This is a genomic window from Pseudomonas sp. B22(2017), from assembly GCF_002113105.1.
GTDB classification, from domain to species: domain Bacteria; phylum Pseudomonadota; class Gammaproteobacteria; order Pseudomonadales; family Pseudomonadaceae; genus Aquipseudomonas; species Aquipseudomonas asiatica.
In genome coordinates this window covers 393,391-417,972 of record NZ_NEJN01000005.1, presented here as the reverse complement: position 1 = coordinate 417,972, position 24,582 = coordinate 393,391, and the positions used below count along the sequence as shown (strand labels likewise).

Annotated in this window: 25 protein-coding genes; 20 read left to right on the top strand and 5 right to left on the bottom strand. The window is 63.3% G+C overall.

All coding sequences use genetic code 11. The annotated features are described in order from the left end of the window. The first annotated feature begins 2 nt into the window (after nucleotides 1-2). From CAG18_RS14390 to CAG18_RS14380, 3 genes are read left to right on the top strand one after another with little or no spacing between them, the layout of a single operon-like run. Entirely contained in the window at nucleotides 3-479 is a 477-nt protein-coding gene (locus tag CAG18_RS14390; RefSeq protein WP_015271542.1) for a YchJ family protein, read from the top strand. A gap of 2 nt (nucleotides 480-481) precedes the next feature. Then, nucleotides 482-967, top strand: coding sequence for an LEA type 2 family protein (locus tag CAG18_RS14385; protein ID WP_015271543.1), 486 nt, complete (start codon nucleotides 482-484; stop codon nucleotides 965-967). Between the two features lie 7 nt (nucleotides 968-974). Then, the gene (locus CAG18_RS14380) at nucleotides 975-1,172 is read left to right on the top strand and encodes an SEC-C metal-binding domain-containing protein (protein WP_003258907.1); all 198 of its coding nucleotides are present in this window, start codon (nucleotides 975-977) and stop codon (nucleotides 1,170-1,172) included. Nucleotides 1,173-1,226: 54 nt separating this feature from the next. Here the strand turns inward: CAG18_RS14380 and CAG18_RS14375 are convergent, their stop codons facing one another. Continuing rightward, nucleotides 1,227-2,423, bottom strand: coding sequence for an MFS transporter (locus CAG18_RS14375; protein WP_085721074.1), 1,197 nt, complete (start codon nucleotides 2,421-2,423; stop codon nucleotides 1,227-1,229). A gap of 154 nt (nucleotides 2,424-2,577) precedes the next feature. Between CAG18_RS14375 and CAG18_RS14370 the strand changes: the two genes are divergently transcribed. The 8 genes from CAG18_RS14370 to pdeM all read left to right on the top strand — a co-directional run bounded on the left by CAG18_RS14370 (nucleotide 2,578) and on the right by pdeM (nucleotide 14,465). Beyond that, on the top strand, nucleotides 2,578-3,918 hold the full coding sequence (locus tag CAG18_RS14370; RefSeq protein ID WP_085721073.1) for a PLP-dependent aminotransferase family protein: 1,341 nt from the start codon (nucleotides 2,578-2,580) through the stop codon (nucleotides 3,916-3,918). Between the two features lie 378 nt (nucleotides 3,919-4,296). After that, nucleotides 4,297-6,738, top strand: coding sequence for a penicillin acylase family protein (locus CAG18_RS14365; RefSeq protein WP_085721072.1), 2,442 nt, complete (start codon nucleotides 4,297-4,299; stop codon nucleotides 6,736-6,738). A 105-nt stretch (nucleotides 6,739-6,843) separates the two neighbouring features. After that, nucleotides 6,844-7,185, top strand: a complete 342-nt coding sequence (locus CAG18_RS14360) for a hypothetical protein (RefSeq protein ID WP_054573727.1) — start codon at nucleotides 6,844-6,846, stop codon at nucleotides 7,183-7,185. 98 nt (nucleotides 7,186-7,283) lie between these two features. After that, on the top strand, nucleotides 7,284-8,300 hold the full coding sequence (locus CAG18_RS14355; RefSeq protein ID WP_015271548.1) for a ligase-associated DNA damage response exonuclease: 1,017 nt from the start codon (nucleotides 7,284-7,286) through the stop codon (nucleotides 8,298-8,300). Next, complete coding sequence (locus CAG18_RS14350) at nucleotides 8,297-9,955, top strand: ATP-dependent DNA ligase (RefSeq protein ID WP_085721071.1); 1,659 nt, start codon at nucleotides 8,297-8,299, stop codon at nucleotides 9,953-9,955. The genes CAG18_RS14355 and CAG18_RS14350 overlap by 4 nt, the downstream gene beginning before the upstream one ends. A 223-nt stretch (nucleotides 9,956-10,178) precedes the next feature. Continuing rightward, nucleotides 10,179-11,294 (top strand): succinylglutamate desuccinylase/aspartoacylase family protein, encoded by a 1,116-nt coding sequence (locus CAG18_RS14345; protein ID WP_015271550.1) that lies wholly within the window; start codon nucleotides 10,179-10,181, stop codon nucleotides 11,292-11,294. 67 nt (nucleotides 11,295-11,361) lie between these two features. Beyond that, nucleotides 11,362-13,815: a ligase-associated DNA damage response DEXH box helicase gene (locus CAG18_RS14340; RefSeq protein ID WP_015271551.1), complete on the top strand. Its 2,454-nt coding sequence runs from the start codon at nucleotides 11,362-11,364 to the stop codon at nucleotides 13,813-13,815. Beyond that, entirely contained in the window at nucleotides 13,812-14,465 is a 654-nt protein-coding gene (pdeM, locus tag CAG18_RS14335) for a ligase-associated DNA damage response endonuclease PdeM (RefSeq protein WP_085721070.1), read from the top strand. The genes CAG18_RS14340 and pdeM overlap by 4 nt, the downstream gene beginning before the upstream one ends. Nucleotides 14,466-14,475: 10 nt before the next feature. Here pdeM and CAG18_RS14330 read toward each other — a convergent pair whose 3' ends face one another. Both CAG18_RS14330 and dcd read right to left on the bottom strand, forming a co-directional pair. Then, the gene (locus CAG18_RS14330; RefSeq protein ID WP_015271553.1) at nucleotides 14,476-14,703 is read right to left on the bottom strand and encodes a hypothetical protein; all 228 of its coding nucleotides are present in this window, start codon (nucleotides 14,701-14,703) and stop codon (nucleotides 14,476-14,478) included. A 93-nt stretch (nucleotides 14,704-14,796) separates the two neighbouring features. Continuing rightward, nucleotides 14,797-15,363, bottom strand: coding sequence for a dCTP deaminase (gene dcd / locus CAG18_RS14325; RefSeq protein ID WP_003258001.1), 567 nt, complete (start codon nucleotides 15,361-15,363; stop codon nucleotides 14,797-14,799). Nucleotides 15,364-15,691: 328 nt separating this feature from the next. On the opposite strand from dcd, the gene CAG18_RS14320 reads away from it, so the two are divergent. Further along, entirely contained in the window at nucleotides 15,692-15,901 is a 210-nt protein-coding gene (locus CAG18_RS14320) for a cold-shock protein (protein ID WP_003254922.1), read from the top strand. A 123-nt stretch (nucleotides 15,902-16,024) separates the two neighbouring features. Here the strand turns inward: CAG18_RS14320 and apbC are convergent, their stop codons facing one another. Then, on the bottom strand, nucleotides 16,025-17,119 hold the full coding sequence (gene apbC, locus CAG18_RS14315; RefSeq protein ID WP_061304814.1) for an iron-sulfur cluster carrier protein ApbC: 1,095 nt from the start codon (nucleotides 17,117-17,119) through the stop codon (nucleotides 16,025-16,027). Between the two features lie 158 nt (nucleotides 17,120-17,277). On the opposite strand from apbC, the gene metG reads away from it, so the two are divergent. From metG to CAG18_RS27085, 7 genes are all read left to right on the top strand, one after another. Continuing rightward, a complete protein-coding gene (metG, locus tag CAG18_RS14310) occupies nucleotides 17,278-19,317 on the top strand; it encodes a methionine--tRNA ligase (RefSeq protein ID WP_015271555.1) in 2,040 nt (679 codons plus the stop codon). A gap of 165 nt (nucleotides 19,318-19,482) precedes the next feature. Beyond that, nucleotides 19,483-20,031 (top strand): Rnf-Nqr domain containing protein, encoded by a 549-nt coding sequence (locus tag CAG18_RS14305; RefSeq protein ID WP_085721069.1) that lies wholly within the window; start codon nucleotides 19,483-19,485, stop codon nucleotides 20,029-20,031. Next, nucleotides 20,028-21,002 carry an RnfABCDGE type electron transport complex subunit D gene (locus tag CAG18_RS14300; RefSeq protein WP_085721068.1) on the top strand — a complete coding sequence of 325 codons (975 nt, stop codon included), beginning with the start codon at nucleotides 20,028-20,030 and terminating at the stop codon, nucleotides 21,000-21,002. Before CAG18_RS14305 ends, CAG18_RS14300 begins: the two co-directional genes overlap by 4 nt. Continuing rightward, nucleotides 20,999-21,601 (top strand): RnfABCDGE type electron transport complex subunit G, encoded by a 603-nt coding sequence (locus CAG18_RS14295; RefSeq protein ID WP_085721067.1) that lies wholly within the window; start codon nucleotides 20,999-21,001, stop codon nucleotides 21,599-21,601. The genes CAG18_RS14300 and CAG18_RS14295 overlap by 4 nt, the downstream gene beginning before the upstream one ends. After that, nucleotides 21,594-22,118 (top strand): Rnf-Nqr domain containing protein, encoded by a 525-nt coding sequence (locus tag CAG18_RS14290; protein ID WP_015271558.1) that lies wholly within the window; start codon nucleotides 21,594-21,596, stop codon nucleotides 22,116-22,118. Before CAG18_RS14295 ends, CAG18_RS14290 begins: the two co-directional genes overlap by 8 nt. A 4-nt stretch (nucleotides 22,119-22,122) precedes the next feature. After that, complete coding sequence (nth, locus tag CAG18_RS14285) at nucleotides 22,123-22,761, top strand: endonuclease III (RefSeq protein ID WP_013973953.1); 639 nt, start codon at nucleotides 22,123-22,125, stop codon at nucleotides 22,759-22,761. 104 nt (nucleotides 22,762-22,865) lie between these two features. Next, nucleotides 22,866-23,042, top strand: a complete 177-nt coding sequence (locus CAG18_RS27085) for a PA3496 family putative envelope integrity protein (protein ID WP_003258006.1) — start codon at nucleotides 22,866-22,868, stop codon at nucleotides 23,040-23,042. Nucleotides 23,043-23,085: 43 nt separating this feature from the next. Here the strand turns inward: CAG18_RS27085 and CAG18_RS14280 are convergent, their stop codons facing one another. Then, complete coding sequence (locus CAG18_RS14280; protein ID WP_015271559.1) at nucleotides 23,086-23,706, bottom strand: response regulator transcription factor; 621 nt, start codon at nucleotides 23,704-23,706, stop codon at nucleotides 23,086-23,088. A 362-nt stretch (nucleotides 23,707-24,068) separates the two neighbouring features. On the opposite strand from CAG18_RS14280, the gene CAG18_RS14275 reads away from it, so the two are divergent. Next, nucleotides 24,069-24,551, top strand: coding sequence for a hypothetical protein (locus CAG18_RS14275; RefSeq protein ID WP_015271560.1), 483 nt, complete (start codon nucleotides 24,069-24,071; stop codon nucleotides 24,549-24,551). Nucleotides 24,552-24,582 lie beyond the last annotated feature (31 nt).

Here is a 24,582-nt window from a genome sequence, read left to right as displayed (position 1 = left end):
TGATGAGTGTCTCGGTCTGCCCTTGTGGCAGTGGCAACCTGCTCGACGCCTGCTGCGGGCACTACCATGCCGGCACCCCGGCGCCGGATGCCCAGGCGCTGATGCGCTCACGCTACAGTGCCTACGTGCTGGGCCTGGTCGACTACCTGGTGGCCACAACCCTGCCGGCCCAGCAAGCCGGCCTGGACCGTGCCGCCATGGCCGCCTGGAGCGCCCAGAGCACCTGGCTGGGCCTGGAGGTGGAAAGCGCAGAGGTGCTGGGCGGCCAGCCAGAGCACGGTTTTGTCACCTTCACTGCACGCTGGCACGACCAGGAGGGTGACCATCAGCACCGCGAGCGCTCGGCATTCGTCCAGCACGCCGGGCGCTGGTACTTCATCGACCCCACGGTCGGGCTCAAGGCCGGGCGCAACGACCCCTGCCCCTGCGCCAGCGGCCAGAAGTTCAAGAAATGCTGCGCCAGTTACGTGGGTAGCTGACCATGATCGCCCGCACCCGCCCGCTGCTGCTCGCCACCCTGATGGCATGGCTTGCACTGCTCGCGGGCTGCGCCAGCTGGGGCGGTGACGACTGGCGCGAACCCGAGGTGCACCTGGTCGAGGTGGAGACGGTCAAGGCCAGGTTGCTGGAGCAGGAGTTCGTGCTGCATCTGCGAATCGACAACCCCAATGACAGCCGCCTGTTCATCCGCAACCTGTCGTATGCCATACGCCTCAACGACCTGTTGCTGGTGCAGGATGAAACCAGCGTGTGGCGCAGTGTCGGCGGGCATGCCCGGCGTACTTTCAAGATCACCGCACGGACCAACCTGTGGCAGCACCTGAAACCGCTGGCCAAGCTGCTGAAAAGCGAACAACCACTGCATTACAGCCTGCAGGGCGAGCTGGCGACCGGGTTGCTCATCCATCGGGACCTGCACTTGTCGCGCAGTGGTGAGATAATCCCCGGCGATTACAAACCGGAGTGACCCTGCAATGTCCCAGCAACCCCACGTTCATGGCCCTGACTGCAACCACGATCATGATCACCACCACGATCATGGCCATGTACACGGCCCGCACTGCAACCACGGCCACCAGGAGCCGGTACGCAACGCCCTGAAGGACGTTGGCCGTAACGACCCATGCCCGTGCGGTAGCCAGAAAAAGTTCAAGAAGTGCCACGGCGCCTGACCTGAACAGCACTCGCGCGTCCCTGCTGCGGGCCGCGCGGAGGGTAGCCGGGGTCTAACTGGCCCTGGCAGGCCCTGAAACCTTGCGCTGCAGCAACCCTGCGGTGGCCATGAGCAGCACGATGCAGAGGGCCATGCAAATGGCATTGGTGCCATCCCAGCCGACCGTACCCAGCAACAGCGATGGGCTGAATGCACCAACGGTCGCGAACACCGCAATGGCCAGATCGTTCTTCCCCTGCATCTGCATCGCTGCCGGGCTGTTTTGCAGCGTCTGCGCCAACAGCGCCCCACCGCCCACGTAGGTCAGGTTCCAACCCAGGCCCAGGGCTATCAGTGACAAGGTCATCATCGCGTAGCTGTGCGACCACATGTTCATGGCCGTGCAACCGATCAGCAGGCACAGGCCGAGACAGATGGTGGCCCTGATGCCGAGCTTGTGGATGATGGCGCCGGTGAAGAACGACGGCGCAAACATGGCAATCACATGCCATTGAATCGCCAAGCGAACGTCGGAAAAGTCCTCATGCATGTGTTTCATGTGCATGGACGCCTGGATCATCAGCAAATTCATGATGCCGTAGCCCAGCGCGGCCACCGCCATGGCCACGGCAACCACCGGGCTCAGCGGCTCGGCGGTCGTGCCAGCCGCTTTCGCTGCACGGTCGTTACTGGCGGTGCCGGTATCGCCGGGCAGGCAGGCCGCTGTCAGCAACGACATCACCGCCAGGCCGACAAAAGCGGCGTAGCACAGCGAAAACAGCGGATACCCACCAACGTCCCTCAGCCACTCGGTGAGCGCCGGCCCGACCACGGCAGCGATCACCCCACCGGCCACCACCAGGGAAAGCGCCTTGGGCTTCAGGTTCTGGGCCAGATTGTCGGTGGCCGCGAAGCGATTGAAGTTGGCAAACGCAATGTAGATGCCCAATGCCGAATGGCTGATCACCAGCGTCGGGAAGTGCTGGTACTGCACCGCCAGGTAACCACTGATGCCAGACACCGCCAAAGGGACCGAGCCCAGCATGAAGGCGCGCTTGCGGCCAATGCGGCTCATCAGCCTGGAGACCGGATAGGTAGCCAGCATCAGGCAAAGGAACTGGAACCCATAGGGCACAGTGGACCATGTGGCAGCAGGCGCCAGCGCCGCCCCGACAATGGCCGCCATGGTCACGGACATGACCGCAGTCGTCAGGTTGATCGATTGCGCGGTGAAATACAGGTACGTGCGCCGTGGAAGGGGGCTCGACATGGCGTGTGCTCACGGTTGGTGGACGGGTGGAATTCTGCATTGGAAAGATGCCGACAGGTGCATGGTGGCATCTGCCGCGCCCTGTAGTTCGAACAGTCGACGCGCTTTCCAGTTAACTGTTAGGCTGTTTTTTCTAACAGCTGCTGGACCCGCCATGCGCCCGCACAGCCTTCATGACCAGTTGAAACAGCGCCTCGAAGCCGGCGAATGGCTGCCTGGCCAGCGCATGCCGTCCATCCGCAAGCTGACGGCGGCGGTTGGCTGCAGCTACCACGATGTCGTCTCCAGCTATGCCCGATTGGTAAGCGAAGGTGTGTTGACCGCCATTCCTGGCCGCGGCTACTTCGTCGCCAGCCACACACGGCAAACCGGCACAGTGGATACGCCCGCAGGCATGGCCGACGACCCGCTGTTCAAGTTGCTGCAGGGGGGCCAGCACTACACCAAACTGGGCAGCGGCTGGCTGCCACCCGCCTGGCGAGACACCGAGCTGCTGGCCAGGGCAATTCGGCGCACGGCACGCCTGGAGCAGAGTTCGCTGGCAGAATATGGCGACATCCAGGGCTATCTGCCCATGCGCAAGCAGTTGTGCGTGCACCTGAAACGCCTGACCCGTGTGGATGCCCGGCCAAGTCAGTTGCTGACTACGCTGGGCGCCACACAAGCGCTGGACCTGGTGGCGCGGTTGTTGATCAAGCCAGGCGATCACGTGTTCGTCGACGAGCCTGGCAATGGCAACCTGATCAAGCTGATCCAGTTGGCCGGCGGCCATGTGGTCGGGGTGCGCCGAACCCAGGACGGACCGAGCGTGGAAGACATGAAGGAGCACCTGGCCAGGCACAAGGTCAAGGCATTCTTCTGCAACAGCACCTTCCACAACCCGACCGGCGGCAACATCAGCCCGCACAATGCCTTCAGCGTCCTGCGCCTGGCGGTGGAACACGACTTCTTCGTGGTCGAGGACGATGTCTACGGCGACTTCAGCCCGGGTGTGCGCCAGACCTTTGCCGAACTGGACGACCTTGAGCGGGTCATCTACATCGGCAGCTTCTCGAAATGCCTGTCCGCCTCATTGCGCGTGGGCTACATCGCATGCTCGGCAGAGCTGATGGAGCCGCTGACACGCCTGAAGCTGCTGACCTGCGTGGCGGTACCGGCGTTTTGCGAGCGCTTCGTCAACACCATTTTGTCCGACGGCACCTATGCCCGGCACATGCAAGACCTGCAGCAGCGCCTGATCCGGCAGCAGGCGCAGACCCAGCAGTTGTTGCGGGCGCGTGGCTGGCAATTCGACATAACGCCCCAAGGTGGCATGTTCCTGTGGGTCTACCACCCCGAACTGGCCGACCTGCAGCCCTTCATGCGTCGCCTGGAACAGCACAAGGTGCTATTGATGCCAGGCTCGGCCTTCGCCGTCAGCCGTGACTATCAACGCCTTGCTCGCATCAATTGCACGCACTTTTCCGACGCCGTGGCCGAACATTTCAAGGTTTGAGTGCATGTCTTGATTTTTGAGGTGGCGCGCAAATCGAGCGCCGCCCGCGCGGCGCTTCGCAGCACAAGGCTGCTCCTACATCTGTTTCGGGCCAGTAATGCCTATGCCAGTGCACGCGACCGCCTTGTTCGTACAACGCGATATCGAGCCATACGCCAAAGCGTTCGCGCACAAACCTCACAGGAATAATTGGCCTGAAACAAATGTAGGAGCAGCCTTGTGCTGCGAAGCGCCGCGCGGGCGGCGCTCGATCTCACAGGCACCACACACCCCACGCCAAGCACAAAAAATAAACCGCCCAGGGACCTTGCACGGCGCCTGCGCGCTCACTACCTTAGCGCCTTTCGAAACCCGCCACGCCTTGCAGGAGCCCTTGTCATGGCCGCCTCCGCCTTTCCTCCATTCCGCCCGCGGTTCGCAACCGCTGCCACGCTGCTCGGCATGCTCGGGCTGGCCGGCTGCCAGACGGGCGGCTACCAGGGCAGCGTGCCACCGACCAGCGGCGTGCAGCCGCTCAAGGGCCTGGCGCAGAACGTCTCGGTACGGCGCAACGCAATGGGCGCACCACTGATCGAAAGCAGCAGCTTCCATGACGCCCTGTTCAGCCTGGGCTATGTGCATGCCGGCGACCGCATCGAGCAGATGGTCGCCATGCGCCTGCTGGCCCAGGGCCGCCTGGCAGAACTGGCCGGCAGCGACGCGCTGGACATCGACCGCCTGATGCGCGCGGCCAACCTCAAACAAAGCGCCGCCCAGCAGTACGCCGACGCGTCGCCACGGCTCAAGCGCTTCTTCGAAGTGTATGCACGCGGGGTCAACGCCTACCTGTTCCGCTACCGCGACAAGCTGCCCGCCGGCCTGGCCAGCAGTGGATACCGCCCCGAATACTGGAAGCCCGAGGACTCGGCACTGATCTTCAGCCTGTATGCGTTCAGCCAGTCGGTGAACCTGCAGGAAGAACTGAGCGCCCTGACCCTGGCGCAAAAAGCCGGCAGCGACAAGCTGGCCTGGCTGCTACCCGGTGCCCCGGACGAGCCGTTGGCCGAAGCCGAAGTGGACAAGCTCAAGGGCCTGAACCTGGCCAGCCAGTTGCCGGGGCTGCCAGCCCTGGCAGCCGCCAGCCAGAAGCTGGCCGACCTCGACCTTCTGGGCAGCCCGGGCTCGGCCAACCTGGCCCTGGCGCCGCAGCGCAGCCGCAGCGGCAAAAGCTTGCTGGCCAGCGACAGCCGAGCCGCCTGGGCCCTGAGCCCGGTGCAGATCCACACCGGCAAGTACCAGGTCGCCGGCCTGTCGTTGCCTGGCCTGCCGATCGTGCTGGCCGGCTACAACGGCAAGCTGGCCTGGAGCAGCAGCGCGGTCATGGCCGACAACCAGGACTTGTATCTGGAGCAACTGCGCCACCAGGGCAGCCAACTGAGCTACCTCGCCGACGGCAAATGGCTGCCGGCCCGCGCCCGTACCGAAACCTTCTTCGTCCGCGGCCAGCGCCCGCTGCGCGAGGTGATGTACGACACCCGCCACGGCACCCTGCTGGCCCAGCCAGGCAATGCCAGCCTGGGCCTGGCGCTGAACCTGCCACAGTTCAAGGGCGACCGCAGCCTGGATGCGCTGTTCGACCTGACCCGTGCCAAGAGCGTGGAGCGTGCCTTCGACAGTACCCGTGAAGTGACCGCCGCCGCCCTCAACTTCGTCTTCGCCGAACCCGAGCACATCGGCTGGCAAGTCAGTGGCCGCTACCCCAACCGCCGCGAAGGCCAGGGCCTGCTGCCGTCGCCTGGCTGGGACGGGCGCTACGACTGGGACGGCTATGCCGACCCGATGCTGCACCCTTACGATCAGGACCCGCCCGCCGGCTGGATCGGCCACGCCAACCAGCGCAGCCTTCCGCGTGGCTATGGCATGCAGCTGTCCAGCACCTGGTACTACCCAGAACGCGCCGAGCGCCTGGCCCAGTTGGCCGGCAATGGCCGCCACGACAGCCGCAGCCTGATGGCCCTGCAGAACGACCAGACCACCCTGCTGGCCGACAAGCTCAAGCAGATGTTCGACGCCCCGGGCATGGCCCAGCCGCTCAAGCAGGCGATCGACGCCCTGCCCGCCGCACAGCGCGACAAGGCCAGCGACGCGCTGGCCCGGCTCAAGGCCTTCGATGGCCGCCTGAGCCCGGTGTCGGCCGATGCCGCACTGTACGAACTGTTCCTCCAGGAAGTCGCCCGGCAAACCTTCCTTGATGACCTGGGCCCGGAATCCGGCCCGGCCTGGCAGGCGTTCGTCAGCAATGCCCGCTTGTCGTTCTCGGCGCAGGCCGACCACCTGCTGGGCCGCGACGACAGCCCGTTCTGGGATGACCGCAATACCCCGCAGAAAGAAGACAAGCCGGCCATTCTCGCCCGCAGCCTGGCTGGTGCTGTGGATGCCGGCACCGCTCAACTGGGAGCCGACCGCCGCGCCTGGCAGTGGGGCAAGCTGCACCAGTACCGCTGGCCTGCACCGGCCTACCATGGCCTGGGCGATGCCCTCGGTCGCCCGCCGCTGGCTGCCGGTGGCGACTTTACCACCCTGGCCCTGACGCCATACGCTTGGGGCAGCGACTTCGACACCCGCCTGCCGGCCTCGGCACGGATGATCGTCGACTTCGGCCAGGCCGAGCCGTTGCAGGTGCTGACCAGCAGCGGGCAGTCCGGCAACCCGGCCAGCACGCATTACAGCGATGGGCTGGATGCCTGGTTCAAAGGGCGCTTCATGAGCCTGCCACTGCAGCAGCAGAACTTCGGGCGGGCGTATGGCAACCAGCGTTTGACGTTGGTGCCTGGGCGCTAGTGGAGCCTTTCCTGCTTACCGGCAGCCACCCAGCTACCTAGCATCCTCGGTGCCGCACTGTTCCCGGACAGGTGCGGCACACTTTCCATCAAGAGGATGATGAACATGGCTACAGAAACCCTGAAAATTGAAATTTCCTGGCCTGATACGCTCAAAGTTCCAGCTGGCGCTACCGTCAATGCACAACTTTGGCTGGGAACCGCAATCGCCGACTACCGCATGATCAGCGACGGAGATGCCAGCGCCCCTGCGGTTTCTTCACCGGTCACCCTGGAAATCGCTTATGACACCGAGGACCTGCTGCCCGACAGCGTCGATACCACTTGGGATCACTTCCGCGCTTCGCCATATCTGATGCATGACGGCAAACGCCTGAACATCGCCCGCGTCGCCAAGATCAGCATCGAAGAAGCCCGAAAATCGGGCTGGAAGGTCGCTATTTCCTGACGCGGGTCTGGCAGCCCTCGAGAGGGCTGCCTCACACATAGAACTTGTCGCAGGCCTCGCCACTCTGACCTAGCAAGCCCTACTCCAGACGTTGAGCCATGGACCTCGTCATCGCCCGCCCCGAAGGCCTGTACTGCCCGCCCGGTGATTTCTACATCGACCCGTGGCGCCCCGTAGACCGCGCTGTTATTACCCATGGTCACGGCGACCATGCCCGCGTCGGCAACCGCCATTACCTCACCGCCGCCTCAGGCGCCGGCATCCTGCGCAGCCGCCTGGGCCAGGACATCCACCTGCAAACCCTGCCGTACGGCGAACGCCTGCTGCACCATGGCGTAACCCTGAGCCTGCACCCGGCCGGGCATGTACTGGGCTCGGCGCAAGTGCGCCTGGAGTACCAGGGCGAGGTCTGGGTCGCCTCCGGCGACTACAAAGTGGAACCCGACGGCACCTGCACGCCGTTCGAACCGGTGCGCTGCCACACGTTCATCAGCGAATCGACCTTCGGCCTGCCCATCTACCGTTGGCCCAGCCAGGGCGAGATTTTCACCGGCATCAATAACTGGTGGCGCGCCAATAGCGAACAGGGCAAAGCCAGCGTGCTGTTCTGCTATGCCTTCGGCAAGGCCCAGCGAATCCTCCACGGGCTGGACGCCAACATTGGCCCTGTCCTCGTGCATGGTGCTGTCGAACCACTCAACCGGGTTTACCGGGACGCTGGCGTCTACCTTCCGCAAACCCGCTATGTCGGCGATATCCCTCGCAACGACCCGCTGCTGCGCCAGGCACTGGTCCTGGCACCGCCTTCGGCGGGTGGCAGCAGTTGGATGCGCCGTTTCGGCGACTACAGCGATGCCTTTGCCAGTGGCTGGATGCTGTTGCGCGGCACCCGACGCCGGCGTGGGGTAGACCGAGGTTTCGTGCTCTCGGACCATGCCGATTGGCCGGGATTGCTCTGGGCCATCGGCCAGACCGGCGCAGAACGCGTGATGGTCACCCATGGTTCGGTCAATGTGCTGGTGCGCTACCTCATCGAACAAGGCCTCGATGCCCGCGCCTTCGTGACCGAGTACGGTGAGGAAGATGACATTGTGACCACGGAGCCAGGCGCATGAAAGCATTCGCCGAGCTGTACATGAGGCTGGATGCGACCACCTCCAGCACTGCAAAGCTCAAGGCGCTACGCGACTACTTCAACACCGCCCCGCCTGTGGATGCCGCCTGGGCGGTGTACTTCCTGGCAGGTGGCCGCCCCCGCCAACTGGTGCCTACACGCGTGCTACGGGAGCTGGCCGGCAGGTTGGCGGGGCTGCCTGACTGGCTTTTCGAGGAGTGCTACCAGGCCGTTGGCGACCTGGCCGAAACCATTTCCCTGCTGGTTCCGGAAAGCCGCCACCCTGGCGACGACGGCCTCGCCCGCTGGGTCGAAGCCCATCTGCTGCCATTGCGGAACCTGCCGGTCGAGGAGATCCAGCAACGCCTGCCGCCTCTTTGGGCCCAGCTGGACCGCCCCAGCCTGATGCTCTGCCTGAAACTCATCACTGGCAGCTTTCGCGTGGGCGTATCGAAGCTGTTGGTCACTCGCGCCCTCGCGCAACTGGCCGGGCTGGATGCCAAACGCGTGGCCCAGCGCCTGGTTGGCTACACCGACATCAGCCACCGCCCGACGGCAGTCAGCTATCAACGGCTGATAGCCCCGGAATCAGACGATGAACATAGCTTGCGTGGCGGCCAGCCCTACCCGTTTTTCCTGGCCCACCCCCTGCAGGTATCAACCGAACAGCTCGATACACTGCTCGGGCCGCCGAGCGAATGGCAAATCGAGTGGAAATGGGACGGCATTCGCGCCCAGGTGGTCAAGCGCGAAGGCCAGCTGTGGGTCTGGTCGCGCGGTGAGGAACTGGTCACCGAACGCTTCCCCGAATTGCACGGCCTGGCGCAGACGTTACCCGACGGTGTCGTGCTCGATGGCGAGATCCTGGTTTGGAAACCTGGTGGCTCAGCGGCTGAGCTGGCCGTGCAGCCATTTGCCCTGTTGCAGCAGCGCCTGGGACGCAAGACCTTGGGCAAGAAGCTGCTGAGCGACGCCCCGGTCGTGCTGCAGGCCTACGACCTGCTGGAATGGCAAGGCGAGGACTGGCGCAGCCGTCCGCAGCATGTACGCCGCCAGCAGCTGGAGCTGGTACTTGAGCAGCACCCATTGGCCCCGGTATTGCTCTCGCCTCTGCTCGAAGGCCAGGACTGGGCCGACCTTGCCCGCCAGCGCGAACAGTCCCGCAGCCTGGGGGTGGAAGGGCTGATGCTGAAACAGCGAGAGGCGTTGTATGGCGTGGGGCGCACCAAGGACATGGGCACCTGGTGGAAGTGGAAGATCGACCCGTTCAGCGTCGATGCCGTGCTGATCTATGCTCAGCGCGGCCACGGCCGGCGGGCCAGCTTGTACAGCGACTACACCTTCGCCGTGTGGGACGCGCCAGCCGGTACGCCGGGTCGGGCACTGGTCCCCTTTGCCAAGGCCTATTCAGGGCTCAGTGACGAAGAAATGCGCAAGGTCGACGCCATCATCCGCAAGACCACGGTTGAAACCTTCGGGCCGGTGCGCAGCGTGACGCCGACGCTGGTGTTCGAGTTGGGCTTCGAGGGCATCGCCCTGTCCAGGAGACACAAGAGCGGCATCGCCGTGCGCTTTCCGCGGATGCTGCGCTGGCGGCTGGACAAGCCAGTGGAAGAAGCGGATGACCTGGCTACATTGCAGGCGCTGCTGGCCTGAAACCATTTCGATACGGCGTTGGCTTTTTCGCGGGCACGCCCGCTCCCGCAGGTTCATCACAGGCCGGGAGGATTGTGAGGTTCCTTGTGGGAGCAGGCACGCCCGCGAAGAAGCCGACGGGGTAATCGGGACGCAATCGAAGGAGGCGCAAGCCCGAAAACTGTGCTTCCATCTTTGTGCCGACTGTGTCGCAGACCGTTTTCGCCACGCACCCAGGACCACCATGCACCACTCAACTCACGACCTGCTCTCGCCCGTTCCGGGCATCACCCGCCAGTTGCACAGCTTCCACTTCGGACCTCGCGGTGGCGGCAAAGTCTATATCCAGGCCTCGCTGCATGCCGACGAGCTGCCCGGCATGCTGGTGGCCTGGCACCTCAAAAGCCGCCTGGGTGAACTGGAACAGCAAGGCCGCCTGCAGCGCGAGATCATCCTGGTGCCGGTGGCCAACCCGGTCGGCCTGGAACAAGTGCTGCTGGACGCACCGCTGGGACGATTCGAACTGCAAAGCGGCGAGAACTTCAACCGTAACTTCGTCGATCTTTCCGACAGCATCGGCGACCAGATCGAAGAACACCTGACCGAAGACCCGGCACACAACCTCGCGCTGATCCGCGAATACCTGCGGCGGGGGCTGGACGCACACCCGGCGCGCACACCGCTGCAGGCCCAACGCCTGATATTGCAGCGCCTTGCCTGCGATGCCGACATGGTGCTCGACCTGCACTGCGACTTCGAGGCGGTCGAGCACCTGTACACCACGCCAGACGCCTGGCCGCAGATCGAACCTCTGGCCCGCTACCTGGGTGCCCAAGCCAGCCTGCTGGCCACCGACTCTGGCGGGCAGTCGTTCGATGAATGCTTCAGCCTGGTCTGGTGGCAGCTGCAACAACGCTTCGGCAAACGTTTCCCGATTCCGCTGGGCTGCTGCTCGGTCACCGTCGAGTTGCGCGGCCAGGCCGATGTCAGCCACGACCTGGCCAGCAAGGACTGCCAGGCGATCCTCGACTTCCTTACCCATGCGGGGGTCATCGAAGGCGCAAGCCCGGCCCTGCCCGCCTTGCGCTGCCCGGCCACACCACTGGCCGCAGTAGAACCGGTGATAACGCCACTGGGCGGGTTGCTGGTGTACCACGCCCGGCCAGGCCAGCACCTGGAGGCGGGCCAGTTGATCGCTGAAGTCATCGACCCGCTCAGCGACCGGGTGACGGCCATCCGCAACAGCCAGCCCGGCCTGCTGTATGCACGTAACGTACGGCGCATGGCTACCGCAGGCATGGTCATCGCCCACGTCGCAGGCGAGCAGGTGTGCCGCAGCGGCTATCTGCTGGCAAACTGATCCAGTAAAACCATTGCGCCTGGCTGGTTGTCTGTAGAAACACAGCCACCGAAGGACCCTATGCCCCATGCCCGCCGCCACCGACCTCGCCAAGGCCTGGTTCGCCAAGCGTGGCTGGAAGCCTTTCGCTTTCCAGCGCCGCGTCTGGGCCGCCGTGGAACGGGGCGAATCCGGCTTGCTGCATGCCAGTACCGGTGCCGGCAAGACCTACGCGGTATGGCTCGCCGCACTGAGGGCCTTCAAGGCCGAAGCCCAAGGACGTCATGCTGCACCCTTGCAGGTGGTGTGGGTTACCCCCATGCGAGCCTTGGCCGCCGACACCGCCCGCGCACTGCAGATGCCGCTGGACGACCTGGGCCTGCCCTGGAGCGTGGGCATTCGCAGCGGCGACACCGGCAGTGCCGAACGTGCCCGGCAAGCACGGCGCCTGCCCAGCGTACTGGTCACTACCCCTGAAAGCCTTACGCTGCTGTTGACCCGGGCACAAGCTCGCGAAGACTTCGCCACACTGCGCCTGGTAGTGGTGGACGAATGGCACGAACTACTGGGCAACAAGCGTGGAGTACAACTGCAACTGGCTTTGGCCCGCCTGCGCCACTGGCACCCGAGCCTGCCGACCTGGGGCCTGTCCGCGACCCTCGGCAATCTCCAACATGCGCTGGACGTATTGCTGCCACAAGGCGGCCTGCTGGTACAAGGCCGACAGGACAAGCAGTTGCAGGTCGATACCCTGCTGCCAACGGCCATCGAGCGCTTCCCCTGGGCCGGGCACATGGGTTTGAAGATGCTCGATCAGGTCAGCCGGGAGATAGATGCCAGCACTAGTTGCCTTGTCTTCACCAACACTCGGGCGCAGGCCGAACTCTGGTACCAGGCCCTGCTCGAGGTACGCCCCGAGTGGGCCGGGCTGATTGCCTTGCACCATGCCTCACTGGCCCGCGATACCCGTGACTGGGTCGAGCGCAGCCTCAAGCAAGGCAACCTGAAGGCAGTGATCTGCACCTCCAGCCTGGACCTGGGGGTGGACTTCCTGCCCGTGGAGCGAGTACTGCAGATCGGTTCCGCCAAGGGCATTGCCCGTCTCGTGCAACGGGCCGGGCGCTCCGGCCATGCGCCGGGGCGGCGCTCCCGGGTGACTCTGGTGCCCACCCACAGCCTGGAACTGGTGGAAGCAGCCGCCGCCAGGCACGCCCTGGCAGCCGGGCACATCGAAGCCCGGCATTCGCCGCGCTTGTGCATGGACGTGCTGGTGCAACACTTGGTAAGCATGGCTTTGGGCAGCGGCTTTCACCCGCAGCAGTTGCTGGCCGAAGTGCGCAGTACCTGGGCCTTCAGCGAATTGCGTGACAGCCAGTGGCAATGGGCGCTGGACTTCGTCTGCCATGGCGGCAGCTCACTCAGCGCCTACCCAGATTACCAGCGCGTCGAGCGCCAGCCCGACGGCACTTACAAGGTTGCCAGCGAACGTTTGGCACGTCGCCACCGCATGAGTATCGGTACCATCGTCAGCGACGCCAGCCTGCAGCTCAAGTACTGGAGCAAGGGTGGCGGGGGCAAGGCGCTGGGCAGCGTCGAAGAGGCGTTCATTGCCCGTTTGCGCCCTGGCGACACCTTGGTGTTCGCCGGGCGAGTGCTGGAACTGGTGCGCGTGGAAAACATGACGGCCTACGTACGCCGCAGTACCGCGCGCAAGGCAGCGGTTGCACGCTGGAATGGTGGCCGCATGCCGCTCTCCAGCGAACTGGCCGACGCACTGGTCGAGCAGCTCGGCGCAGCATCCCAAGGGCGCTTTCAAAGCCCGGAGATGCGTGCAGTACGCCCCCTGCTGGCCTTGCAGGCGCAATGGTCGGCGCTGCCCACCCCCGAAACGCTGCTGGCAGAAACCTTCAAGTCGCGCCAGGGTTGGCACCTGTTCCTGTATCCGTTCGCCGGGCGCATGGCCAACCTTGGCCTGGCCAACCTGATCGCCTGGCGGGTGAGCCGCGTGCAGCCGCTTTCGGTTTCGATTGCGGTCAATGACTACGGTTTCGAACTGCTCAGTCCAGGCAAGGTGGACTGGACGACGCACCTGCCGCAGGCACTTGGTACCGAACACCTGCTGGATGATGTGCTGGCCAGCCTCAACGCAGGAGAAATGGCGTTGCGTCGTTTTCGCGAGATCGCACAGATTGCCGGGTTGGTGTTTGGCGGGTATCCGGCGGCGCAGAAAAGCCTCAGGCAGATCCAGGCCTCCAGCGGCTTGTTTTATGAGGTATTTCGCAAGCATGACACCGGCAACCTGCTGCTGGCCCAGGCACGGGACGAGGTGCTGAATGAGGAACTGGAGATCGAGCGGTTGCACCGGCAATTGCTGAAGATGGGCCAGTTACAGCTGGAACTGCGACCACTCAAACGGCCCGGACCGTTGGCATTTGCCTTGCTGGTGGAAGGCATGCGCGAAACGTTGAGCACCGAGAGACTGGCGGACCGGATTGCGAGGATGGTCGCGGAACTGAACAGTGCGGCGGACGCTACGGAATGACCAACCTTCTACCCATCGAACACCATGGCCAAGTGCTCTGGCTGCTTTCGGACAAGGCCATCTACTGGCCAGCCCGTCATGCCCTGCTGGTGGCCGACGTGCACATCGGCAAGGCAGCAAGCTATCGCGCCTTGCACCAACCGGTACCGCGCGGCACCACCGAGGCGACACTCTCCCGCCTGGATGCATTGCTGGCAAGGCATGATTGCGAGCAACTGATCATTCTTGGCGATTTTCTGCATGCGCGCGCAGCGCAGGCGCCGGCAACTTTGGCAACGCTGCAGGCCTGGCGAGAGCGCCACAGAACCCTGAAAATCGTGCTGATCCGCGGCAATCACGATCGAAACGCCGGTGACCCGCCCGCGCCACTTGGTATCGAAGTCGTGAGCGAACCTTGGCTGTTGGAACCCTTTGCGCTACAGCACGAACCCCGCCCCCACCCGACCCAACCGGTGTTGGCAGGGCACGTACACCCGGTATTCGTCCTGCGCGGCAAGGCTCGGCAACGCCTGCGATTGCCCTGCTTCCTGATCGATGGACAGGTCAGCCTGCTGCCGGCGTTCGGTGAATTTACCGGGGGTTGGGAAATCGCCCCCACGGGCGCCAGCCGGGTGTTCCTGACCGGTGCAGACCGCGTCTGGCCGCTCTAGCCCGGATCACTCAGGCTACAGGTGCCGGTGGAGGCTCGTCCGGCAGGGTCGGCTCGCCCGGCTCCATGGGTGGTGTATCACCGGGCTCCGGCGGTTGCGGGGTATCCGGGTCAGGCTGGTGGGGCACGCCCCCCGCCTGCATCGGCAGCGGGTGTGCCAGCAGTGACCATGGTAGCAACCCGACGTGGTTGGGCTGCAGGCCTGCCAGCTTGGCACTGATTGCGGGGTGGAGTTTCATTGGCTGCTCCTGGCAAGGCCGCTACGCGTCATGCGTACCGGCGTTATCCAGTTGGAGTGCCAAAGGCGCTGGGAATTCCCCGCGCTTGTCGGCTCAGGTACGCGGCAGGGTGACGCCGCGCTGGCCCTGGTACTTGCCGCCACGGTCCTTGTACGACACTTCGCATTCTTCGTCGGACTGCAGGAACAGCATCTGGGCCACACCTTCGTTGGCGTAGATCTTCGCCGGCAGCGTGGTGGTATTGGAGAACTCCAGTGTCACATGGCCTTCCCACTCGGGCTCGAGCGGGGTGACATTGACGATGATGCCGCAACGGGCGTAGGTGCTCTTGCCCAGGCAGATGGTCAACACATCACGCGGAATGCGGAAATACTCGACGGTACGCGCCAGGGCGAAGGAGTTCGGCGGGATGATGCACACGTCGCTCTTGATGTCGACGAAACTGCCTGCATCGAAGTTCTTCGGGTCGACGGTGGCCGAGTTGATATTGGTAAACACCTTGAATTCGTCGGCGCAGCGCACGTCGTAGCCGTAGCTGGAGACGCCGAAGGAGATCACCCGGCTGTCCTGTTCGCCGCGCACCTGGCGCTCGACGAACGGTTCGATCATGCCGTGTTCCTGCGCCATGCGGCGAATCCACTTGTCCGATTTGATGCTCATGGCGGGGTGTCCTGAAGAGTTGCGAGGTGAAAATTCGAGACGCGCATCTTACCGGTCCCGGCGCCCAGGTTAAAGTTCCATGCCTCATCCCGCGCCGGGCGGGGGCTTCAGCCGCCGTCGATCCGAATTTGCGTAAAGCGCCTTCTGACCATTGGCAGGTTGCGGAAAGTGGGGTAAGGTGGCGCCACTGTGCTGCACGTGACACCGAGAATCTCTAGTTTGATGCACGATCCTGATCGGCCCATCGCTGAATTTTCTGCTCTCTTTGCGCTCAGTCCCGGCCAGGGTTTTTCCTGACCGTTATCAAATTGTCCAAGGAGACAGAAAAATGTCCAACCGTCAATCCGGTGTTGTTAAGTGGTTCAACGATGAGAAAGGCTACGGCTTCATCACCCCTCAGTCGGGCGACGACCTGTTCGTGCACTTCAAAGCCATCCAAGCTGACGGCTTCAAAACCCTGAAAGAAGGCCAGGCTGTTACTTTCGTCGCTACCCGCGGCCAGAAAGGCATGCAGGCTGAAGAAGTTCAGATCGCCTAAGTCGATCGAAGCTTCCTAGCTTTCAAAAAACCCGCCTTCCGGCGGGTTTTTTATGCCTGGCCGAAAGACCGTGTCGCCTGCTTCGCGGGCTTGCCCGCGAAGAGAGCGACGCGATCTGACAGATCAATCTTCGCTGATGGTAATGCTAGGCATCGCCGGCGCAGCAGCTTCCTGCAGCACGATCCGCGCGCCCACCTGACGGGCCAGCTCCTGATAGACCATCGCAATCTGGCTTTCCGGCTCGGCGATCGCCGTCGGCTTGCCACTATCGGCCTGCTCGCGAATCAGCATCGACAGCGGCAACGACGCCAACAGGTCGACGCCATACTGGCTCGCCAGCTTCTCGCCACCGCCTTCGCCGAACAGGTGCTCGGCATGACCGCAGTTCGAGCAGATGTGCACGGCCATGTTCTCCACCACGCCCAGCACCGGGATGTTGACCTTGCGGAACATCTCCACGCCCTTCTTGGCATCCAGCAGGGCCAGGTCCTGCGGGGTGGTGACGATCACCGAACCGGCAACCGGTACCTTCTGCGCCAGGGTCAGCTGGATGTCACCGGTGCCCGGCGGCATGTCGATCACCAGGTAATCCAGGTCGTCCCAGGCAGTCTGGGTCACCAGCTGCAGCAGCGCGCCGGAAACCATAGGGCCACGCCATACCATCGGCGTGTTGTCGTCGGTAAGGAACGCCATGGACATGACTTCCACGCCATGGGCCTTGATCGGCACGAACCACTTCTGCTCGCGAATCTGCGGGCGGGTGCCTTCGGCGATGCCGAACATAACGCCCTGGCTGGGGCCATAGATATCGGCATCAAGAATACCCACTCGCGCGCCCTCGCGAGCCAGCGCCAGGGCCAGGTTGGCAGCGGTGGTCGACTTGCCCACACCGCCCTTGCCCGAGGCCACGGCGACGATGTTCTTGACGTTGGCCATTGCCGGCACCTGGGCCTGGGCCTTGTGCGCAGCCACCACGCAGTCGATCGACACCTGGGCACTGCTGACGCCCTCCAGGTTGCCGATGGCGGTCTGCAGCACCTGGGCCCAGCCGTTCTTGAACAGCCCTGCGGCATAACCCAGTTGCAATTGCACGCTGACCTGGCCGCCCTGGATATCGATTGCGCGCACACAGCCGGCGCTGATCGGGTCCTGGTTCAGGTAGGGGTCGGTGTACTGGCGAAGCACGCCTTCGACGGCGGCACGGGTGACGGCACTCATGGAGACTCCCAATGGCAAACTGAATGTAAAACAGACGCCTATCCTAACCCGTCAATCGTCAGCAGATGCGCATGCGGGGTGAAATATCTTCGCCAGCCCTTTATAGTGGCCGATCAACCTCATTTTTACCCCGTCGCCAGATAAGTAGCCGAGCCACCATGTCCGAGCCACGTCAGATTCTCGTCACCAGCGCCTTGCCCTATGCCAACGGATCGATCCACCTTGGCCATATGCTCGAGTACATCCAGACAGACATGTGGGTCCGCTTCCAGAAGCTGCGCGGCAACCAGTGCATCTACGTCTGCGCCGACGACGCCCACGGTTCGGCCATCATGCTGCGCGCCGAGAAGGAAGGCATCACCCCGGAACAGCTGATCGCCAACGTCCAGGCCGAACACAGCAGCGACTTCGCCGACTTCCTGGTGGACTTCGACAACTTCCACTCTACCCACAGCGAAGAAAACCGCGAACTGTCGGGCCTGATCTACGCGCGCCTGCGAGACGCCGGGCACATCGCCACCCGTTCGGTAACCCAGTATTTCGACCCGGAAAAGGGCATGTTCCTCGCCGACCGCTTCATCAAGGGCACCTGCCCCAAGTGCGCGGCCGAAGACCAGTACGGCGACAACTGCGAGAAATGCGGCGCCACCTACGCGCCCACCGAGCTGAAGAACCCCAAGTCGGCCATCTCTGGTGCCACCCCGGTATTGCGTGATTCCCAGCACTTCTTCTTCAAGCTGCCGGACTTCCAGGCCATGCTGCAGCAGTGGACCCGTAGCGGCACGCTGCAGGACGCGGTAGCCAACAAGCTGGCCGAATGGCTGGACTCGGGCCTGCAGGAGTGGGACATCTCGCGCGACGCGCCGTACTTCGGCTTCGAGATCCCAGGCGAGCCAGGCAAGTACTTCTACGTGTGGCTGGATGCACCGATCGGCTACATGGCCAGCTTCAAGAACCTCTGTGCACGCCGCCCGGAGCTGGACTTCGACGCGTTCTGGAACGAAGGCTCCAAGGCCGAGCTGTACCACTTCATCGGCAAGGACATCGTCAACTTCCACGCCCTGTTCTGGCCAGCCATGCTCGAAGGCGCGGGCTTCCGCAAGCCGAGCGCGGTCAACGTGCACGGCTACCTGACCGTGAACGGCGCCAAGATGTCCAAGTCGCGCGGTACCTTCATCAAGGCCCGCACCTACCTCGACCACCTGCAGCCGGAATACCTGCGTTACTACTACGCTGCCAAGCTGGGCCGCGGTGTCGATGACCTGGACCTGAACCTGGAAGACTTCGTGCAGAAGGTCAACTCCGACCTGGTCGGCAAGGTGGTCAACATCGCCAGCCGTTGCGCCGGTTTCATCCACAAGGGCAATGAAGGGGTGATGGTGGCTGGCGATGCTGCACCGGAGCTGACCGAAGCCTTCCTGGCGGCTGCCCCGTCGATCGCCGACGCCTATGAAGGCCGCGACTTCGGCCGTGCCATGCGCGAAATCATGGCGCTGGCCGACCGCGCCAACGCCTGGATTGCCGACAAGGCCCCATGGTCGCTGGCCAAACAGGAAGGCAAGCAGGATGAAGTTCAGGCCATCTGCGCCCAGGGCATCAACCTGTTCCGCCAGTTGGTGATTTTCCTCAAACCGGTGCTGCCGGTGCTGGCTGCTGACGCCGAGGCCTTCCTCAACGTGGCACCACTGACCTGGAACGACCACCTGTCGCGCCTGGAAAACCATCAGCTGAACCCGTTCAAGGCGCTGATGAGCCGCATCGAACCGGCCAAGGTCGAAGCCATGGTCGCCGCCAGCAAGGAAGACCTGCTGGCCGCCGAAGCCAAGGCCCCGGCCGGCAATGGCGAGCTGGCCAAGGACCCACTGTCGGCGGAAATCGAGTTCGACACCTTCGCTGCCGTCGACCTGCGCGTGGCGCTGATCGTCAAGGCCGAGGCCGTACCGGGCGCGGACAAGCTGCTGCAACTGACCCTGGACATCGGTGACGAGCGCCGCAACGTGTTTTCCGGCATCAAGTCGGCGTACCCCGACCCGTCCCAGCTGGAAGGCCGGCTGACCATGATGGTGGCCAACCTCAAGCCACGGAAGATGCGCTTTGGGGTGTCCGAAGGGATGGTCATGGCGGCCGGGCCTGGCGGTGAAGAGATCTACCTGCTGAGCCCGGACAGCGGTGCCAAGCCAGGCCAGCGCATCAAGTAACAAAACCTGCTGGACCTTGTGGGAGCGGGCGTGCCCGCGAGACTGACTACGCGGTGCATGGCACCGGCGTTGCCGGTGTTCGCGGGCACGCCCACTTTCACAATGACTCCGGCACCTTGATGCCAAACCCGGACAATCGCCCCGATTCCCGGCTATCGTCATCTCATGAGCGACTACATCCTGGTACTGATCAGCGCTGCGCTGGTCAATCACCTGTGCCTGCAACAACAGCCATTCCCAAGGCTGCACCTCCACGTGCACGGCCTTGCCTGCGCACTGTGCATTGCCTTGGGCGTGATCGGCGCACAACTACTGGTGCGCGGGGTGCTTGCCCCACTGCAAGCCCAGGACCTTGCCCTGTTCCTGTTGTTGCCCTGGCTGGCCGTGCTTGCCTGGGGCGTACCATGGCTACTGACAAGATGGCGCCCGAACTGGCCGGTGACGCAACTGCCCGCGCTGCTGTTGAGCAACGCGGTAGTACTGGGCTTGACCCTGCAACAGGCAAGCGACGAAAGCACATGGCTCGCTACCTTGCTGCAAGGCCTGCTGGCCGGCGGCGGCTTCTGGCTGGCGTTGGTGCTGTTCGCCGACCTGCGCCAGCGCAGCGCTCATGCCGACGTCCCCGGGGCAATGCGCGGCCTGCCCATCGAACTGCTTGGGGCCGGAGTAATGGCCATGGCGTTTTCCGGCTTCAACGGGCTGTTCGCCCAATGACCGCCAAGCCCGACCCGCGGCTACGCACCAGCATGGGCCTGGTGTTGCTGGCCTGCGTACCTGGCCTGCTGGCGCTGTTCTGGCTGCATGGCTGGAGTTTGCTACTGAACCTGTTGCTGTGCGCCAGCACCGCGCTGCTGTGCGAGGCGCTGTTGCTTACCTTGCGAGCACAACCGCTGCGCACGGCGCTGAACGACGGCAGCGCGCTGGTGACCGCCGTGCTGCTGGCCGCCGCCCTGCCCACCTTGGCACCCTGGTGGTTGCCGGTGGTCGCTACCAGCGTTGCCATCGGCATCGGCAAGCAGGCCTTTGGCGGGGTTGGGCGCAACCTGTTCAACCCGGCCATGGTCGGCTACGCCTTCGTGCTGCTGAGCTTCCCGTTGCAGATGAACCATTGGCCAGGGCCGGCACCAGGCCTGCTCGACAGCCTGCAGCTGGTGTTCGCCGGCGGCGAGCAGATCGATGCCTGGGCCAGGCCGACGCTGCTCGACGGTCTTCGCCACAACCACAGCCTGACCATCGATGAACTGTTCGCCGGTCACCCGGGCTTCGGCAGCATCGGTGGACGGGGCAGCGAATGGGTCAACCTGGCGTTCCTGCTGGGCGGCCTGTTCCTGCTGCAACGCAAGGTTATCAGTTGGCATGCGCCGGTCGGTCTGCTGGCTGGGTTGTTCCTGTTCAGCCTGCTGGGCTGGAATGGCTCGGGCTCGGACTCCAACGGCTCCCCCCTGGTGCACCTGTTCTCCGGCTCGACCATGATGGCGGCGTTCTTCATTGCCACCGAACCGGTGTCCGGGCCCCGGCAGGAGTGGGCGAAGCTGGGTTTCGGCCTGGGGGCGGGCCTGCTGATCTATCTGATCCGCACCTGGGGTAGCTACCCGGACGGTACAGCGTTCGCCGTCCTGCTCATGAACCTCATGGCGCCGAGCCTCGAACGCCTGGCTCTGCAGCGCCAGCAGGTTGCCCGATGAAGCGCCTGGTACGCGATGTGGGTTTGTTGCTCCTGACTGGAGCACTGGCGCTGTCGACCACTTTGGCCTGGCGGCACTGGACCAGCGCAGCCATCGCCGACGCCGAGAAGCAACTGAATAGCCGCCAGCGGCTGGCGGTGTTGCCAGAAGGCAGTTACGACAACCAACCTTTGGACAGCCCGTTGCCCAAGCCCGCCGCACAGCGGCCAAACAGCCGCATCCTGGCAGCTTACCGGGCAACGCTGGCGGGTAAACCGGCCGCCGTCATACTGGTCACAAAGGTCCAGGGCTATGCCGGGCCTATCGTGTTGAGCGTGGCCATCGCAGCGGACGGCCGACTGATCGGCAGCCAGGTGGTCGAGCAACAGGAAAGCCCTGGGCTGGGTGCACGCCTGGGTGATGCGCAGCTGAACTGGCTGGGGCAATTTGCCAACCGTCAGCTGGGCGATCACTGGGCGCTGAAGCGCGACCAGGGCGACTTTGACCAGTTGGCCGGCGCAACCGTGACCTCACGTGCAGTGATCGTCGCGCTACAGGAAGCGCTGAGCTACTTCGATGAGCAGCGCAGCGTATTGCTGGAGGGCGCCACGCATGAATAGGCTCTACCTGCTCGGTGCAAGCCTGGTGCCTCTGCTGGGCGCCACCCGAACACTGAGCGAAGGCGCCACCATAGGCGTGTGCGCAGTGCTGCTGAGCAGCCTTCACCAGCTATCAATGGCACCCCTGCGCCGACGGTCCGCCACCTGGACCTATGTACTGGCCAGCCTGCTGGTTCTGGCGGCCCTGGCCAGTTGCTTGCAACTGGCACTGCGTGCCTGGCTGCTGCCACTGGCACTCGCCCTCGGCCACTATCCCGCACTGCTGTGCCTGCAATGCCTGGCCATTGACTACCTGCTGCCCGATCAAGGGCGCTGGCGCCTGCTCGCCGGCCACCTTTGCGCGTTGTTTGCCACATGCCTGCTGCTTGGTGCCAGCCGCCAATGGCTGGCCGACGGTATCGGCCTGCACCTGGCCAGCCTGGCCCCGGGCGCCTTGCTACTGCTCGGTCTGCTGTTGGCCTTGTACAATCGTCTGCGTCCGGGCCCTGCCCAATCACGTCATCAAGGAAAGCTCTGATTTCATGAATGCCGCCAAACGCCTGGAGATCTTTCGCAGGCTGCACGAAGACAACCCCGACCCGAAGACCGAACTGGCGTACACCACCCCGTTCGAGTTGCTGGTCGCCGTGACACTGTCTGCGCAATCCACCGATGTCGGCGTCAACAAGGCCACCGCACGCCTGTTCCCGGTCGCCAACACCCCCGAGGCCATCTATGCGCTGGGCGTCGAAGGCCTGAGTGAGTACATCAAGACCATTGGCTTGTACAACAGCAAGGCGAAAAACGTTATCGAAGCCTGCCGGCTGCTGATCGAACGCCATGACAGCCAGGTCCCGCAGACTCGCGAAGCCCTGGAGGCGCTACCCGGCGTTGGCCGCAAGACCGCCAACGTAGTGCTCAACACAGCGTTCCGCCAGCCGACCATGGCCGTGGATACCCATATCTTCCGGGTCAGCAACCGTACGGGCATTGCGCCAGGCAAGACGGTGCTGGAAGTGGAGAAAAAGCTGATCAAGTTCGTGCCGAAGGATTACCTGCTCGACGCCCACCACTGGCTGATCCTGCACGGGCGCTATGTGTGCCAGGCACGCAAGCCACGCTGCGGCAGTTGCCGGATTGAAGACTTGTGCGAGTACAAGCACAAGACCTCCGACGATTGAGTCGATAGCTCGAAACCACCCACTGCGATTGAAAAAATCTTTTTTACCAGCGTCTGCTTTCTGGTTATAAGGACGGCCAATGGCCCCTTGGCTTGGAGCGACTCATGAGTAGCGATAAAGACGACCTGTCGATCGAAGATGATTTTGTTGCCGCAGATGACGAAGCGGAACCCCAGGTGGAAACCGCAAAGACCAACCTGAGCAAGCGCCGCACCATCGACAATATGCTGGAGGAAAGGCGCCTGCAGAAGCAGTTGGCCGACTTCGACTACGATCTGTAACCTTGGCAAAGCCTCCTGGCTGGAGGCTTTACGGCCTTGGCGATCAGCTTAACCCTTGCCGTTGCGCCAGCTCGATCAAGTCGACCAGCGACCGTGCATTGAGCTTGAGCAACAGGCGCGACTTGTAGGTACTGACCGTCTTGTTGCTGAGGAACATGCTGTCGGCAATTTCCTTGTTGGAACGCCCTCGCGCCAGTTGCTGCAACACGGTCATCTCCCTTGCCGAGAGGCGGTTGACCATATCCGTCTCGCTCCCCCCCCTTCCACGTGATACGTGCAGGGCCTGGTTGGGGAAGTAGCTGTAGCCCGACAGTACGGCCTTGATGGCGCTCAGCAGTTCGGTGAGTTCCTGCTGCTTGCACACATACCCCGCCGCCCCCGCCTGCATGCAGCGCATCGAGAAGTTGCCGGGGGCCTGCGATGTCAGCACCAGCACCTTGCTGCCCGGGCTGAAGGCCGTCATGCGGGTGATTACTTCCAGGCCATCCAGCTTGGGGATGCCGATATCGAGCACCACGATATCCGGCAGGTGTTGCCGTGTCAGTTGCAGCGCAGCCACTCCGTTGTCGGTTTCCGCCACGACGTCATACCCATGCCGCTCCATCAGCATGCGTACGGCCAGGCGTATGACCGGATGATCATCCACGATAAGCACTTTATTCATGCGATATCCATTCATTGCTTTTGCTTTGGCCCGCCAAGATAACCTACAGAGCGCCTGCTGGCGCGGTGATTTACCGGCGAAATATATGAACAGATGGAACCTACAACACTTACAGAAATTTCCTACACTCAACTGATGTACTTGTAACAATCAAATTCCCTGTTACCGAATGAACGGTATCACCGGCCTGTAAAAGTGCACCAGTTGAAAACCGGCCGATACCTCGGGAAATGTTCAATTCAAATGCCTGAACAGGCAACATCACCAGGATTTCGAGCGATTATTCTCACGGGAAACAATCCAGTCTTTAGTTGAGCAGCGCGGTAAGGCAAAGATATGCAAAATCGCTGGAGACGACCCATATGCACCAAGTACAACCTGTCGCCCCGCTGACGATCATTGCCATCTTCGCAGGGATTATCGAAGCCTCCGCCCTTGCCACATTGCCGTTTCTCAGCGAGTCCAGTCAAAAGCTCTATACTTGGTTTCTGGTGGGCTTCCCATTCTTCCTGACGGCACTGTTCTTCCTCACGCTCAACTTCAATTACAAGTCGTTCTACGACCCGTCGCCAAACAGGACGACAAACGACAACACATCGACACCGAGTGATGTGTCCAAGCATGCAATGCCCGGTAGTACCGGCGAAGCGCTGCAGGGCGAGCCTGTCACGTTCATGTTTTCCGGCCCCGATGCCTATCGCATGATGGAGCAGCAATTGCTGTCCGCCCTCGCCCAACCGCCTCAGCAATCTCGCACCTGGCGCTTTTGCAACCTGGACAGACGCCAGTGCGCGCAACTATCGATCAGCGCGCTTGATGAACAGGTGGCGAACGACGGCCATTGATTCCACGGACAAAAAAAACCCCGGCCTGAGC

What these genes read in the sequence shown, in the direction of transcription:
- CAG18_RS14280 (WP_015271559.1), bottom strand. Translation starts at nt 23,706, where the DNA reads ATGAATAAAGTGCTTATCGTGGATGATCATCCGGTCATACGCCTGGCC.
- CAG18_RS14345 (WP_015271550.1), top strand. Translation starts at nt 10,179, where the DNA reads ATGCACCACTCAACTCACGACCTGCTCTCGCCCGTTCCGGGCATCACC.
- CAG18_RS14340 (WP_015271551.1), top strand. Translation starts at nt 11,362, where the DNA reads ATGCCCGCCGCCACCGACCTCGCCAAGGCCTGGTTCGCCAAGCGTGGC.
- metG (WP_015271555.1), top strand. Translation starts at nt 17,278, where the DNA reads ATGTCCGAGCCACGTCAGATTCTCGTCACCAGCGCCTTGCCCTATGCC.
- CAG18_RS14370 (WP_085721073.1), top strand. Translation starts at nt 2,578, where the DNA reads ATGCGCCCGCACAGCCTTCATGACCAGTTGAAACAGCGCCTCGAAGCC.
- CAG18_RS14385 (WP_015271543.1), top strand. Translation starts at nt 482, where the DNA reads ATGATCGCCCGCACCCGCCCGCTGCTGCTCGCCACCCTGATGGCATGG.
- CAG18_RS14375 (WP_085721074.1), bottom strand. Translation starts at nt 2,423, where the DNA reads ATGTCGAGCCCCCTTCCACGGCGCACGTACCTGTATTTCACCGCGCAA.
- CAG18_RS27085 (WP_003258006.1), top strand. Translation starts at nt 22,866, where the DNA reads ATGAGTAGCGATAAAGACGACCTGTCGATCGAAGATGATTTTGTTGCC.
- CAG18_RS14365 (WP_085721072.1), top strand. Translation starts at nt 4,297, where the DNA reads ATGGCCGCCTCCGCCTTTCCTCCATTCCGCCCGCGGTTCGCAACCGCT.
- CAG18_RS14330 (WP_015271553.1), bottom strand. Translation starts at nt 14,703, where the DNA reads ATGAAACTCCACCCCGCAATCAGTGCCAAGCTGGCAGGCCTGCAGCCC.
- CAG18_RS14275 (WP_015271560.1), top strand. Translation starts at nt 24,069, where the DNA reads ATGCACCAAGTACAACCTGTCGCCCCGCTGACGATCATTGCCATCTTC.
- CAG18_RS14290 (WP_015271558.1), top strand. Translation starts at nt 21,594, where the DNA reads ATGAATAGGCTCTACCTGCTCGGTGCAAGCCTGGTGCCTCTGCTGGGC.
- CAG18_RS14305 (WP_085721069.1), top strand. Translation starts at nt 19,483, where the DNA reads ATGAGCGACTACATCCTGGTACTGATCAGCGCTGCGCTGGTCAATCAC.
- CAG18_RS14350 (WP_085721071.1), top strand. Translation starts at nt 8,297, where the DNA reads ATGAAAGCATTCGCCGAGCTGTACATGAGGCTGGATGCGACCACCTCC.
- dcd (WP_003258001.1), bottom strand. Translation starts at nt 15,363, where the DNA reads ATGAGCATCAAATCGGACAAGTGGATTCGCCGCATGGCGCAGGAACAC.
- CAG18_RS14355 (WP_015271548.1), top strand. Translation starts at nt 7,284, where the DNA reads ATGGACCTCGTCATCGCCCGCCCCGAAGGCCTGTACTGCCCGCCCGGT.
- CAG18_RS14390 (WP_015271542.1), top strand. Translation starts at nt 3, where the DNA reads ATGAGTGTCTCGGTCTGCCCTTGTGGCAGTGGCAACCTGCTCGACGCC.
- apbC (WP_061304814.1), bottom strand. Translation starts at nt 17,119, where the DNA reads ATGAGTGCCGTCACCCGTGCCGCCGTCGAAGGCGTGCTTCGCCAGTAC.
- CAG18_RS14300 (WP_085721068.1), top strand. Translation starts at nt 20,028, where the DNA reads ATGACCGCCAAGCCCGACCCGCGGCTACGCACCAGCATGGGCCTGGTG.
- CAG18_RS14295 (WP_085721067.1), top strand. Translation starts at nt 20,999, where the DNA reads ATGAAGCGCCTGGTACGCGATGTGGGTTTGTTGCTCCTGACTGGAGCA.
- pdeM (WP_085721070.1), top strand. Translation starts at nt 13,812, where the DNA reads ATGACCAACCTTCTACCCATCGAACACCATGGCCAAGTGCTCTGGCTG.
- CAG18_RS14360 (WP_054573727.1), top strand. Translation starts at nt 6,844, where the DNA reads ATGGCTACAGAAACCCTGAAAATTGAAATTTCCTGGCCTGATACGCTC.
- nth (WP_013973953.1), top strand. Translation starts at nt 22,123, where the DNA reads ATGAATGCCGCCAAACGCCTGGAGATCTTTCGCAGGCTGCACGAAGAC.
- CAG18_RS14320 (WP_003254922.1), top strand. Translation starts at nt 15,692, where the DNA reads ATGTCCAACCGTCAATCCGGTGTTGTTAAGTGGTTCAACGATGAGAAA.
- CAG18_RS14380 (WP_003258907.1), top strand. Translation starts at nt 975, where the DNA reads ATGTCCCAGCAACCCCACGTTCATGGCCCTGACTGCAACCACGATCAT.